This is a genomic window from Lysinibacillus sp. NPDC097287 (assembly GCF_044761695.1).
In the GTDB taxonomy this organism is placed as follows: Bacteria; Bacillota; Bacilli; order Bacillales_A; family Planococcaceae; genus Lysinibacillus.
This window is the reverse complement of sequence record NZ_JBIWCX010000017.1, coordinates 25139-38859: the sequence shown is the minus strand read 5'-3', so window position 1 is coordinate 38859 and position 13721 is coordinate 25139. Positions and strand designations below refer to the sequence as shown.

The following is a 13721-nucleotide window of genomic DNA, read 5'->3' as shown; positions in this document are numbered from 1 at the left end:
GGTGAACCATATGGCACTTATTGAAGTAACGAATTTAAAAAAATCCTACGATCAGCTAGAAGTACTAAAACAAATCACATTCGATATAGAGAAGAATGATGTTGTTGCCGTTATCGGTCCATCTGGTTCGGGTAAAAGTACAATGCTTCGTAGTTTGATTCATTTAGAAGAGATTAACGGTGGTAGTATTCGTGTGGACGGTGATTATTTAGTTCAAGACAATACATACGCAAAGCCACAGGACATTAAAAAGATCACTGCGAAAATGGGTATGGTGTTCCAGCACTTTAACTTATTCCCCCATTTAACCGTGCAACAAAATCTTGAAATCTCACCAGGATTACTGAAAACAGAATCTCCTGAGGCTATTTCTCGTCGCTGTCAGGATTTACTGCAAAAAGTCGGCTTAGTCGATAAAGCAAAAGCATACCCTGCTAATCTATCTGGTGGGCAAAAGCAGCGCGTTGCCATTGCACGTGCACTGATGATGAATCCGCAAATTTTATTATTTGATGAACCAACTTCTGCGCTCGATCCAGAGCTAACAGGTGAAGTGTTAAAAGTAATGAAGGATTTAGCCGAAGAGCACATGACGATGATTGTCGTAACGCATGAAATGGGCTTTGCCAAAGAAGTGGCGAACAAAGTTGTGTTTATGGACGGCGGAGAAATTATCGAAGCCAATCATCCTGAAGAATTTTTTACTAATCCGCAGAATGATCGTACAAAAGCATTTTTGCAGAAGAACTTGAAGTAATATATCAATTAAAAAAAGCAGAGGATGTCCAATAAGTCTCTTTAAGCAGAACAACTGGCTTTCTATATGGTAAAAATCCGCTTCGCTTTCCGCGGGTACAGCGTAAGACGCAACCCTCGCTACGCACGGTTTGTTGCGTCTTACGTCTTGTGCATGCTCCTGCCGCTACGTTACACTCACGCTTTCGTCGCAAATTTTGTTACCGCAGGAGTCTACGCGGATTTTTACCTGTATATCAAAAAACAGCATAATATTTTTCTATTAGGACAGGCTCTTTATAAAGGATTACTGAATCGGCCTACTAAATGATGGTTGCCAAATTCCTTGTTCGTTTTTGAGCATTCCTGCTGACGTCTCCAGAGAACCTGAGTTCGTTGGAATGAAGGTAATCACACCTCCGTTTTCACTTCTCTGTTCAAATTGCCCTCTCTCAATACCGTTAAAGGCGTATGCATTTAACAGTCTTTGGATGTCTTCTGTAAAATAATATTCCTTTATTTTTTGTGTATTTTTTAAATAGTGCTCAATTTGCGCTCGCGCAGGACCTTCACGTGTCGTTAACAAAGCATAATGTGTTTCATAATCCAGTTCCATTTCTGCTTGCAAATACATCTTCGTAATTGTTAACGGTTCAGCACCCTGAAGTAAGGACATATCATAATTTTCTTTAAACGCATTATATAGTGATTGTTCCTCGGTTGTTAACGTAAAAGTCGGCTCAAGTTTTTCAATTCCCACGACTTTTCCAATAATCTGAGATTCTTTTATCACTTGTGCTGTATGCCCCTTGTCATTCATATAAACGGCATACTCATTCGTACTCAATGGATCAATATCTACATCGATATAATCCCTCTGCGGTTTATTGAAATGATACCGATATCCAAAATAATACTGAAAAATCTCTTGTTGTTCAGCATCATCGAATTCAATTGGTGCAACCGTGCCTGGTAAAGCTAGAAAATCACCATTTAATGTCACTTGTCCATTCGATGTTTGTACTTTATCTCCCTCCACGCCGTACACAGGAGAAACAGTAATATCATACGTATTATAGTAGGCAATATAATCGCCTACTTGTATCTCCGCATCCGGTTTAACCACCATTGGAAGATTCGACAGCATCCACTGTTTACCCATTATAAAAGAAGTATCTGGATCGATTACTAATTGCCCATTCGACTCAATAATTGGCAGCACATTTTCATTTTCCTGCAATAATGCCAGAAGCTCATTCGGGTCAGTAGGCAATGTCGCCACCGTCTTTGAAGCTGTCTCCCCATCTGACGTGACTTGCAGCATCACGACAAAACCTAAAATTAGAAGAAACGCCAGCGAAATAATAGACACTTGCCAGTTTAATTTTTTTGCTGGTGCTTTTACTAATCTATTATTCATTAGAATGCGCTGTTTCATGTCCTCAGTAAATGGTGCCTCTGAACGAAGCTCCTTTCTTAACTGCTCTTTTAAATTATTCATGGATAAACACCTCCGCCTGTGACGATAGTTTTGATCTAAGTAAATCCTTGCCTCTACGTAATCGCGTGCGCACGGTATTTTGAGAAACACCTAGCAAATCTGCAATTTCCCATGCCTCAAATTCTTCATAATAAAACAAAATAATAGCTTCTCTATAGTGGATTGGTAGCCCCATTACCGCTTGCTTTAATGATTGAAATTGTTGTTGCTTCATTACTTCCTGCTCTGCAGATTTTTCGTTTGACCAAAACGGGGTTAAAAATTGCAAAACATTTTTCCGCTTCATTTTACGTAATTCATCATGACAGCGATTAATTAATATCCTTGTCAAATAGGTTTTCAGTGCTGCCTCACCACGAAAATCGTCTCTCTTTGTAGCATATGTAAAAAACACGTCCTGTGTAATTTCCTCTGCTAGTTGCCTGTCCTTCACATATAAATAGCTAAGATGGAATAGGTACTCTCCGTATTCCTCTACTAGCTGCTCCATGTTATCATCACCTTAATTGTCTTTTAATAATTAGACGTAAAAGTTTTCGCATATTGTTCAAAAATATGAAATAATAAAAAAATAAGAATTTGGAACTTCCACTATTTGAACATGCTGTCCTTCTGCACAATTTGAAATAATTTAACATAAAAATTAAACAATTGAGTGTTGTAATACACTACTCATACCTTCCACTAATGACACTTCTAGTCTGAATACGGTGTCTGGAATACTTCAACGTATAACCCTAGTTGTTCAACTTCCTTAATAGCATTCGGACAATTTCGATTCGCACCTATGTATAGATAATAATCATACCCAAAATGGATAAAACATTGATTTTGCACACTTAATTTACACCAAATAACTTCTCTCAAAACCCATTTTGAAAGTTCTCTAATTTCGGAAGTCGTTAATTCAATACCTATTTCTAACTTCGATAAAAACGAATGTACACTCGGCTCTTGTTCTTCTAAAATATGAAGTTCAAGTGCTTCTATCGAGACTTTATCTACGCCAATCTCACGCAAAAAAGCTTCGATTGCATCTAAATAAATTGATTCTACTTTTAAATATTCTTTTTCACTCACTTTGGTCCCCACATCTGAAATGCTAGTCCACTCATCTTGATTTATGTAACTTCCATCTTCATTTCGCAACTCTGGATTATACTTTGTAACTCTCCATGAAAACATTTAACTATCACCTACACTTTTAAATTTTTCAAAAGTTCTTTCTATAAGATTACATAATATAACAGAAAATCCCCTCAAACAAAAAAAATTTTGTAAGAGAGGATTCACTTTTCCTATATATGGACTACTTTTCTCGTCTTAATTTTTGCTAACCTTATTAAATAAACCACGAAAACAACTGCTAAAACCCCTGCCCCTGTTATGTAAACAGAAGCATAGCCAGCTTGAACCGCAACGATGCCTAAGACGTATGAGCCTAGCGCAATCCCAAGGTCAAACATTGTAAAAAATGTCGCTGTTGCATAGCTACTACGGTTATGAGCCGTCGATTGTACAGCTAATGCCTGTAAACTCGTTGTCACAGCCCCATAGCCGAAACCGACAAAGATGGCCGCTCCTAAAAACAACACTGGGCCAGACACAAAGGCAAGCATTACTAACCCAATGGCAAATGAAATCAACCCTGGAATAATTACATATTGAGCTCCTTTTGTATCATAGAGCTTGCCTGTGTACGGACGCGTAATGAGCATCGATGCGGCGAATACTGCGTAAAAGAAGCTCGCTACCGCCATCAAATCCTTTTGCTGTGCATACACCGATAAGAACGATAAGACACTCGCATAAGCGAAGGCTACTAAACTAGCAATTGCTGCAATAGGCAATGCTCTGCGTTCAAGTAAATCATGAACTGTAAACTTTAGCTTCCCTTGATGTTCGGGCTTTGGTAAATCATCCGTTTTCACAGAAGCAGCTAAAAACCCGCCAGCTAGCACACAAATACTCATCACAATAAATAGCACACTAAAGCTACTATATTGGATTAATAGTAAGCCAACAAATGGACCAATGACCACTGCCAGATTATTTGACATCGCGAAATAGCCAAGCCCTGCCCCTTTTCTGCTTTTTGGCACACTATCCGCTGCCAACGAACTAACAGCCGTTGTAATAATACTAAAGAAAATCCCTTGAATAAAACGTAAGCCAAGCAAAAGTCCAAATGGATCTATCAATAAATATAAAACCGTACATACAAAATAGCCTGCAATAGAAAGGACTAACAGCTTTTTCTTGCCGAATACATCCAATAGTTTACCCGAAAACGGACGGACAATAATTGCAGATAATAAGAAACTTGAAAGCAGTAACCCTGCTTCTTTATCAGTTTGATGCAGCACGCCAATTGCATATAGCGGTAATGTTGTCACTAAACCATAAAAAACAAAAAACACCGAAATATTGATCAAAAATAAACTGATGAACCTTTTCGTCCAAATTTGCGTACTTTCTTCTTGTTGCACATCAATCAACCTTTCATTTTTTGCAATAGATTCATAAATTGTTGTTGCTCTTCAATCGTCATCGAGCCAATCATTTCTGCCTCAAATGCTAAAATTGTTTGCTCAATCGCCGGTAAGGATTCCTCTGCCATTCCTGTCAACGTCACAATCTTTTCGCGCTTATCTGCCCCATCCACTCTTTGCACCCAACCTAGTGTTTCAAGCCTTACGACGGCTCTTGTAATGCTGGGTGCCTCAACATTTAAATACTTCCAAATTTGCGTTAGTGTCATAGGACCGTGTACATGCAAGCAATATAAGATCGTCCACTGCGAGCTATACAAATTGTGTTGTTTCAACGTTTCATTTAAACAATTCGTTAAATACCTACTTTTTTGGAGTAACGCATGGAATACCGGATTCAACTTCTCACCACCTAAATTATTTACCTAGTTAAATAATCACTATACGCCTCAGTTTTAGTGTTGTAAAGAATTGATTTTATTCTCAGCATTATCGCTCATTTGCATAAAGTGAATTTTAGTGGGCATATTTTTTAAAATAGCAAAAATAAATACCCCTGAAGTTTTTATATCCTACTCCAGGAGCGTTTATTTTCATAATACTTTTATTTATTGTTTTGTTTTGGTTGTTGTGCATTATTATGAATCACTGCATTAAATTCAGCAGAATATTCTTCACGATCATTTCTTTTGTGTACATCTTCTTTCTTTTTCTTCTTGAAACTTGTTTTACCTTTCTTAGCCATTACCTGTCCACCTCCAACATTTAAAAATGAATAGTTTATTTCGGCTCTACACCAACTGTGTGCTTGCAGATGAATCCCACTCCCTTTCCACGAGCAAGTCGCAAGCTACCTGTGGAGTCTTGCCTGACTTGCTTTCCCGCAGGAGTGTCTCGGGATTCATCTGCTCCAAATAACACTTCTATTAAAGCCATGTACAGATTACGGTTAGAAACCTAAATTTCAATTATATATTTTTCTTTTTATTGGATTGTTGATTTTTATCATGATTGGTTTTATTGTTTGCATTTTTTGCTTTTGCATCAAATTCTGCAGAGAATTCTTCGTTTAAGTTGTCATTTGGGTTATTGTTGTTACTGTTACTATCGTCAAGGTCTTTACTTTTGTAGGTACCATAAGGGTTATGTGTTCTTGTATTCATTGTCTTGTTGTTGTTTTTCCCCATCTACATTCACCTCCTAAAACCTAATTTGCGCAAGATAGAAGGTTTTATTCTTTAGACTTTTCCTCATTCTAATTAACAAAAGAAAAAAACAAATAATAATGAGTTCTTTAAAACTGGGCTCTGTTTAACTTGATTGTTGCTTTTCTTCAATTTCAATCGCGTATTCAAATTTCGAATACGTGATTGAAAAAATCCGGACTTTCTTATTTGCGAACCTCTGAAATTAGAGCTAGAAAACCCATCAACTATATTGAACAGTGACCTTAAAGACACTACCTGCTTTACGCCTATTTCCTTAAAAGCAACACAAACTCCTGCATACGACAATATTTCAGAGAATTATTTACTTATTTTGCTGGATATGTTCGAGAAGCGATAAATAAGAAACAAAGTAGAGAAAAACAAAACTCCGAATAGTCCACTTTTTAAAGTGGTTGCTATTCGGAGTTTATTGTCAACAACATAGTAACAATTACTTTATGGTTATTTTAATGCATTTTTTAAAGCTGGAATAAAGTACTTAATATCATAATCAGGATCATTGCTAGGGAGCTCTGCATAAATTCGTCCATCACTTAATAACCAATATACAAATCCACCATTCCACTGAGAAGATGCATTCCCTATTGCTATTGCGCTATTTGGAACATTCATTTTAAATGCAGTAACACCGTGCTCAGTAAGAGCCGCCCCGCTCGATATCTTAAAATATTTGTCCTCTTTTGTGACAAATAGAATACTTGGCCCTGTACTATAAATATGTTTTACATTTGATACGTTTACAAGTCTGTAACTAATATTCACTTTCGATTCTAAAAAGTCCCCGTTTATATATACAGTATTATTAGAGACATAAACCTGGTTATCTTCAGTAAGAAAAGCATACATATTCGATAGGTCACTAACAACTATTTGCTTGATAGGCTGTCCTATAGGTATTTGCGTAAATTGAGTTTCTTGATTTGCCCATTTATTTAGTTTCCCTAAAGCTAACGCTGTACCATCTTCTTGTAACACAAAAAGTACATTAGCCCCTACCTCAATTTGTTTAATATTACTTACCGAAAGCTTTTTTAAAGGAGAAGATACAGAGGTACCTTGTTTTAGAGTATTATCTGGATCCAGTATATACAATTCATTGGATGTTGTTAAAGCTGCTATAAACGAACCGAACGACTCAATAGTTTCAATTTTTAAATTTTTCAAGCCGTTGATTTGTGACATTTTATCATATGTTTCATTTAGTTCCCATACAGTACCATCTTCTTTTAGAACGTAACCACTATCTAATTCTTTTGCATTTTTCGTAAGCTGTTTATAGGATTTTAAATAACGATCATTATCTGCGTTTCTTTCAGAATGCCAAGAAATTAAATTTCCACCTTGTGATAACCCTGCAATTTTTATTCCACCATCAGCAGTAGTAGAGGACATAAACATTTGCGGTAAATAAGTCTCCACTCGATAGTTCGGCTCTAACGTTCTTGCAAGAAATACTGCAAAATGAATTCTTGTTAATTTGTTATTAGGTTTGAAAGTTCCGTCAGAATACCCCGTGGTAATATTATTGGATGCTAAATTTGTAATATAAGAGGCTTGTGCACTACTTGAAGGAACATCACTAAATGTTTTTTCACTTTGTTTAGTTAAGGAAAATGCATTTACTATGATTTTAGCCATTTGTGCGCGAGTAAGAATTCCATTTGGATCAAAGTAAGAATTTCCGTTTTGATCTATTTTCCCGCTAATAAATCCTAATTCATTTGCTTTAGCAATATATTCATATCCAGTATCATCTTCACTTATATCAGTGAAATTCGGATTGTTTAATGTGTCATAGTCCATATCAAGAGAACGCATTAACATTGTAACAGCTTCTACTCTAGTGATAGAATCGTTTGGTCTGAATTCCCCTTGTTCTTGTATAACTTCTTTATCTACTAAAAATTGAACTTCCTCTTTGTTTTGCGTTACATCGGTAAAAGCTGCATTAGCTATCCCCGACATACAGAAAAACAACAATAATGGTAAAGCAAACAAAATCTTCTTCATAAAAGTCTCCTTAAATTGGTATTTTCAACTACTTTAGAATCATATCAGAAACTTATAATATTTAAAACATATTTTCCCTTCTTATTACCTAAAATCTAATATTGGGAAAAATATCTTTTCGGATGTAAAGTGTAATTATGTTGTATTTTCATTAATCTAACATATTATAAAAGTTATAGTCAGTGTTATGACAAACTACAGTTCGGGGATGCTTATTCTGTGTTGTTTTGGGGAGGTCTTACTTTCCTTACAATTGCTTTACCTATATATCTATTAACGCTACAACTAATAGATACTAGATTTAGCAAACATCAATATTTCTTTTAGCCATTGAGTTGTATGCTTGTCTTTTTCGTACCCACCGCATTTGATGTTATATACATAAATGACATTAACAGCATATAAACAACACTGTAGCTAACAGAGCCTAAAACTAAAAAAATGTAGACAGGCCAGTTAGCTTGTCTACATTAAAAACTTTATAAAGTACATGTGTGCTTATTGCTACCAGTGTCAAAAAATATTCATGTTCCACTCAGTAGCAATATGCTTTAGTAAATGCACGCCCGCAACACTATTTCCAATTTCATCTATTGCCGGCCCATATATGCCAATTCCACATCCAGTAGGAAATGGCGAATGTAAGCTTGCGTGGCTTGGCACAGCAGCAAAAATTGCTCCTGAGACACCACTTTTAGCAGGCAATCCTATAAAAGCTGCAAATTTACCTGAGGAATTATACATGCCACAAGTAATCATTAACGCTTTCGTTAGTTTTGCTACTTCCTTTGGAAATAACTGCTCTTTCAATATTGGATGATAACCGTCATTGCCAATCACTAATCCAATCATTGCTAAATCCGAAACATCTACTTCAATAGCACATTGCTTCAAATAAACTTCTAGTGCTTCCTCTACTTCGCAATCTAAATAGCCAGAATCCATCAAAAAGTAGGCGATTGCTCGATTCCGATTTGCCGTTTCCCATTCGGATTGAAAGACTTCTTCATTTACACTTAATTTTTTCCCTACCATTTTTTCTAATAATTTTAATATAGTATCTAATTTTTCCTGTGATGAATTCCCAGAAATCATTGAAGAAACGGTAATAGCTCCTGCATTGATCATAGGGTTAAAGGGTTTTCCAGGTTCATGACTTTCTAAACGAACAATAGAGTTGTAGGTATCACCTGTAGGCTCTACATCAACACGCTCTAATACATAAGGCAATCCTCTATCCATACAAGCTGAAATAAAAGCAACAATCTTAGAAACACTTTGTAGTGTAAACGTGTTAGTCGTATCTCCAGCTTTCATTTCAATTCCGTCTGAGCCAATTACTGAAATGGCTAGGTGATTCGGATTATTCATTGCTAGTGCAGGTATATAATCAGCACATTTCCCCTCTTTTGAATAAGGACGAAACTGCTCAACCCATGCTTCTAATAATTGACTATCTTGTTGTTCAACATTTTTTTTATTTGATAAATCCATTTTGCTCTCTCCTTTTAAGAAAAAACAGAGCGAGGCTATCCAATAAGTCCCTTTAAGCAAAACAACTGGCTTTCTATATGGTAAAAATCCACTTCGCTTTCCGCGGGCACAGCGTAAGTCGCAACCCTCGCTACGCGCGATTTGTTGCGTCTTACGTCTTGTGCGTGCTCCTGCCGCTACGTTTCACTCACGCTTTCGTCGCAAATTATGTTCCCGCAGGAGTCTACGTTGATTTTTACCTATATATCAAAAAAACAGCATATTTAAAGTACTCTCAGCACACTATTTTACTTTTAGGACAACCACACTCTATTTCGATTGCTCCAATACGTTAAATAATTTCTGTCTTTCATCAATCAATAATAAATAGTATAGCCAAGAAATTATCTGCTAGCAAAATGTTGAGCCTGCTTGCCCCAAAGACCTAGTTTCACCCTTGATTTTTCAGAAAAAATGGAGTTGTTTACTAATTATCTAATACCATTTACTGCAAAATGGAGCTATCTCAAAAATCTTTTGAGACACCTCCATTTCTACCTGTCGCTTAGACAATCGTATATTCAGTTATGTTTAATAATGCACCGACTGCACCTGAGAAGCCGTGATCATTGATGAAGACCGGTGTATGTTTTTTTGTGCGTGTGTAATTTGCTATAACGTTCGTTAAATGCTCATTATTGCTAAGCGTTGATCCAATATAGACGATATGTTGGGCATTTTTTTCCTCTGCATATTGAATGCTGAGTGTTGTAATGACCTCACCGACTAGGCCTTGGACAGTCGCTAAAATGTCTTCAGATTGGTGTTTAATATCTTCTGTAATTCCGACTTTCCCGAAGTTACTCGCGGTTAAATGACCATCGATTGGTGTATCCATACCTTGATAGATATCGCTAACACGTAAATCGATGTCTTCACGATTCCCCTTTGCCGCCATTTCACGAATGGAATTGTAATCAGTAATACCAGTCGTCAGCGCGGATAGACCGATTAGTGTACCACCACCAATACCTGTCCCACCTACTCGAACATCTGTATTGCCATCCATATAGTGAATGGATGTACCAGTACCAATATTCGTAATCATACTTCGGTCAAAAAGATGGCCTTCTTTTTTTAGTAAAAAACGTACACCTTTCAACGTTGCTTCAAACTCTACTATATAATGAATTGATTTCATCATTTTAATGACGTCAAGTAATTGCTCAGTACGTCCCCCCGTAACTCCAATATCCTCGATATCTGGATGATCTAAAATCCAGTCTTTTACAGCCTGCAAATCATTAGACGGAAAAGTTATTAAAATCAGCTCATTGTGCTCATCCAAATACGCTATTTTCGTCAATGTGCCGCCCGTATCAATACCTATAGCCTTTGGCATACTATTTCTCCTTTAACTTTATTCAGTAGAAGTTCCTACCTCTATAGAGGGTAAGATAAATACTGATTTTTAGCTTTTATTCAGTAGTAATGAAACACCAACTGAATAAAGTTAATGCCCCCTGCGGATGTCACGGATTTTTAAAAGAAGTGAATTATGCTTACACAATTCAAAATCCGGACTCAATTACACCGAGGCGTAATTGATTATTCGCCCTTACTAAACTTTACCCCTGTTGAAATGATTGTGCAATAACTTGATTGTCATTCATGCAAAAAACATAAAAAAAATCAAAATTTATTCTATAAATATCGCATTTCATTCCGTTTTATGTAAAAAAAGAGCCGATGCTAATGCACTCGACTCTTTGATTATTGCTATTATAACATGAAAATATTATTGTGCAGAGTATCCGCCGTCAATTACAAGCTCGCCACCTGTAATGTATGAAGCTTCGTCTGATGCTAAGAATAAAATTGCGTTTGCAACTTCTTGTGGTTGTCCAAGACGACCCATTGGAGTAGCTGCTACTAGCATGTCCATAGCCGCTTTATATTGTGTTAAGCCTGCTGTCATTGGTGTTTCAATAACACCTGGGAAAACAGTGTTTACACGAATATTGTGTTTACCTAAGTCAGCAGCTGCAGCACGAGCTAATGCGCGTAATGAACCTTTAGATGCTGAGTAAGCATTGAAGCCAGACCCGATAAGAGCTGTATACGATGAAGTATTAACGATTGAACCTTTGCCAGCTTCTTTCATGTATTTAGAAGCATGTTTGATACCTAAGAATGGACCAAATGAGTTGATTTTGTGCATAAGTGCCCAATCTGCATCCGTAAGTTCTTCTGGTAATTTATGTGAAGAAATACCAGCGTTGTTGATTAAAATATCGATACGACCATATTTTTCAACGATAGCTTTTGTTACTTCTGCCCAGTTTTCATCAGAAGAAACGTCTAATTTCATGCCTTCTACGTTTTCTAATTCAGAAATTTTAGCTAGGTTGTCTTCATTGATGTCGGCTGCAATTACTGTTGCGCCTTCGTTTGCGAATAATTGTGCCATTGAAGCGCCCATTCCTGAAGCTCCACCTGTAATAATTGCAATCTTGTTGTCTAAACGACCCATAATTAAATCTCTCCCCTTCTTGTCAAACTCACCTTTGCGAATTTGAGACTATATAGTTAGCTCTCTTACGACTAACTATAATAGATTAAAATAGTTTACAACTAAACTTTATCACTTTTCTAAAACGTTTTCAAAGTATTTGTTTCTAAAAATGAACAATCTGTTTTATCTTTCTCTATTTTTGCGATACGATATACTTTAGAGGCGTGACTATTTGAACGGAGGAATTACACATGAAAGATCAAAAAACACTTTATAAAGAAGCGATGCAAGTTTTAAAGGACACGAGTCGCACCTTTTATTTACCAATTACTTTTTTAAAAAACGACCTAAAAATTTCTGTTGCCGCTGCATATTTGGCCATGAGAGCAATCGATGAGATTGAAGACCACGGGGATCTGTCAAATGAAGTGAAATTCGATTTATTAATGGCGACGAGTGAATTATTAAAAGCACCGTTTGATAATGAAAAATATACTACCCTACTTGCACCCTACTCTGCCCAATTACCAGAAGTGACTATGCGATTAGCGGACTGGTTAGTTTTTTGTCCGGAAGGCTCTCGCATGATTGTTCAAAATGCGACAAGTGAAATGTCTTATGGGATGGCGAAATGGGCAAAGGCTAATTGGCAAGTGCATACACGTGAAGACTTAGACGAGTATACATACTATGTTGCAGGTCTCGTTGGTACAATGTTATCAGATCTATGGGAATGGGGCGCTGGTATACAAACAGATCGTGAATTAGCAATTGGCTATGGACGAGGTTTACAAGCCGTCAATATTTTACGCAATCAACAAGAGGATATGGACGAGCGTGGAGTCAGCTTCGTACCTGACGGCTGGTCTCGCGACGATTTATTTGCTTACGCAGAAGAAAACTTAGCAAAAGGCGATCTTTATATGAAAGAATTAAACAAACGGACAATTCTATTATTCTGCCGCCTGCCACTAGCTTTAGCACATAAAACATTGAAGGCAATGCAAGAAGGTCGTGAAAAAATGACGCGAGCTGAAGTTGAACAAACTGTCGAGGAAGTGCAAGCAGACTGATTGGGTGACTGTTACTCACACAATTCTCCGCAGGGCAATACATGCGGAGTGCCAAATAAGCCTCTAAAATGACCTAAAAAATGCAAAACAAGTAAAACCCTTTCGCGAGAAATTTCTCATGAAAGGGTTTCTTTTTTATACAACGCTCACTATATCCAACATAATCTCATAGCCAAAGTACAGCGATAGCATACATAGTACTGCAAAAATCATTTTTTCTGCTTTACTACCCGTTTTAATGGTAATGGGGAAACGCACTGCTATTTTGATTGGGAAAAATAATTTAACTCCCTTTTTCGTCCCCATATCGAGGATCAAGTGGCTAGCCATCCCCAGCAAAATACCTATTATCAACGATCTGTACGGCACAATAGCATCCATCAGTATCGCTACTAAAAACAAAAATAGCAAACTATGTGTGAAGGACCGATGCCCAAACAGCTTATTGACGATCCTTGAACTGACGGGAAACGTCCGCCCAATTTTACTACCACTGTGGCATATATCGGGCAACAACGCACCGACTACACCTGCCCCTACTAATACAATAGGGTTTTCATTTGAAATTTGCGCAAAAGCAAGACTTGCTGTGATGCCTCCTACGATGTGTGTATTCCCTAGCATAGTCCATAATTCTCCTTGCATGTTGATAAAATTCTACACTCCAAATTTACCACACTTCTCACAAAAAGA

Annotated in this window: 14 protein-coding genes; 2 read left to right on the top strand and 12 right to left on the bottom strand. The window is 37.0% G+C overall.

Going from position 1 to position 13721, the window contains the following annotated elements:
- The first annotated feature begins 10 nt into the window (after positions 1 to 10).
- On the top strand, positions 11 to 757 hold the full coding sequence (locus ACIQ2D_RS18820; protein ID WP_402866847.1) for an amino acid ABC transporter ATP-binding protein: 747 nt from the start codon (positions 11 to 13) through the stop codon (positions 755 to 757).
- Positions 758 to 1042: 285 nt separating this feature from the next.
- On the opposite strand, the gene ACIQ2D_RS18815 is transcribed toward ACIQ2D_RS18820, so the two are convergent.
- The 11 genes from ACIQ2D_RS18815 to ACIQ2D_RS18765 form a co-directional block, all read right to left on the bottom strand.
- A complete protein-coding gene (locus tag ACIQ2D_RS18815; RefSeq protein WP_402866846.1) occupies positions 1043 to 2236 on the bottom strand; it encodes a hypothetical protein in 1194 nt (397 codons plus the stop codon).
- On the bottom strand, positions 2229 to 2726 hold the full coding sequence (locus ACIQ2D_RS18810) for a sigma-70 family RNA polymerase sigma factor (protein ID WP_402866845.1): 498 nt from the start codon (positions 2724 to 2726) through the stop codon (positions 2229 to 2231). The genes ACIQ2D_RS18815 and ACIQ2D_RS18810 overlap by 8 nt, the downstream gene beginning before the upstream one ends.
- A gap of 206 nt (positions 2727 to 2932) precedes the next feature.
- Complete coding sequence (locus ACIQ2D_RS18805; RefSeq protein WP_402866844.1) at positions 2933 to 3421, bottom strand: hypothetical protein; 489 nt, start codon at positions 3419 to 3421, stop codon at positions 2933 to 2935.
- Between the two features lie 113 nt (positions 3422 to 3534).
- Positions 3535 to 4725: an MFS transporter gene (locus ACIQ2D_RS18800; RefSeq protein WP_402866843.1), complete on the bottom strand. Its 1191-nt coding sequence runs from the start codon at positions 4723 to 4725 to the stop codon at positions 3535 to 3537.
- 5 nt (positions 4726 to 4730) lie between these two features.
- A complete protein-coding gene (locus tag ACIQ2D_RS18795; protein WP_402866842.1) occupies positions 4731 to 5129 on the bottom strand; it encodes a MarR family winged helix-turn-helix transcriptional regulator in 399 nt (132 codons plus the stop codon).
- 203 nt (positions 5130 to 5332) lie between these two features.
- Positions 5333 to 5473 (bottom strand): hypothetical protein, encoded by a 141-nt coding sequence (locus tag ACIQ2D_RS18790; protein ID WP_402866841.1) that lies wholly within the window; start codon positions 5471 to 5473, stop codon positions 5333 to 5335.
- 223 nt (positions 5474 to 5696) lie between these two features.
- Entirely contained in the window at positions 5697 to 5915 is a 219-nt protein-coding gene (locus ACIQ2D_RS18785) for a hypothetical protein (RefSeq protein ID WP_402866840.1), read from the bottom strand.
- 483 nt (positions 5916 to 6398) lie between these two features.
- On the bottom strand, positions 6399 to 7967 hold the full coding sequence (locus ACIQ2D_RS18780) for an S-layer homology domain-containing protein (protein ID WP_402866839.1): 1569 nt from the start codon (positions 7965 to 7967) through the stop codon (positions 6399 to 6401).
- Between the two features lie 513 nt (positions 7968 to 8480).
- Positions 8481 to 9461 carry a glutaminase gene (locus tag ACIQ2D_RS18775; protein ID WP_402866838.1) on the bottom strand — a complete coding sequence of 327 codons (981 nt, stop codon included), beginning with the start codon at positions 9459 to 9461 and terminating at the stop codon, positions 8481 to 8483.
- Between the two features lie 544 nt (positions 9462 to 10005).
- Entirely contained in the window at positions 10006 to 10842 is an 837-nt protein-coding gene (gene coaW, locus ACIQ2D_RS18770; protein ID WP_402866837.1) for a type II pantothenate kinase, read from the bottom strand.
- Positions 10843 to 11238: 396 nt separating this feature from the next.
- Positions 11239 to 11973: an SDR family NAD(P)-dependent oxidoreductase gene (locus tag ACIQ2D_RS18765; protein WP_402866836.1), complete on the bottom strand. Its 735-nt coding sequence runs from the start codon at positions 11971 to 11973 to the stop codon at positions 11239 to 11241.
- Between the two features lie 233 nt (positions 11974 to 12206).
- Here ACIQ2D_RS18765 and ACIQ2D_RS18760 point away from each other — a divergent pair, with 233 nt between their 5' ends.
- The gene (locus tag ACIQ2D_RS18760; RefSeq protein WP_402866835.1) at positions 12207 to 13028 is read left to right on the top strand and encodes a squalene/phytoene synthase family protein; all 822 of its coding nucleotides are present in this window, start codon (positions 12207 to 12209) and stop codon (positions 13026 to 13028) included.
- A gap of 135 nt (positions 13029 to 13163) precedes the next feature.
- Here ACIQ2D_RS18760 and ACIQ2D_RS18755 read toward each other — a convergent pair whose 3' ends face one another.
- Positions 13164 to 13652, bottom strand: a complete 489-nt coding sequence (locus tag ACIQ2D_RS18755; RefSeq protein ID WP_402866834.1) for a metal-dependent hydrolase — start codon at positions 13650 to 13652, stop codon at positions 13164 to 13166.
- Between the last annotated feature and the right edge of the window lie 69 nt (positions 13653 to 13721).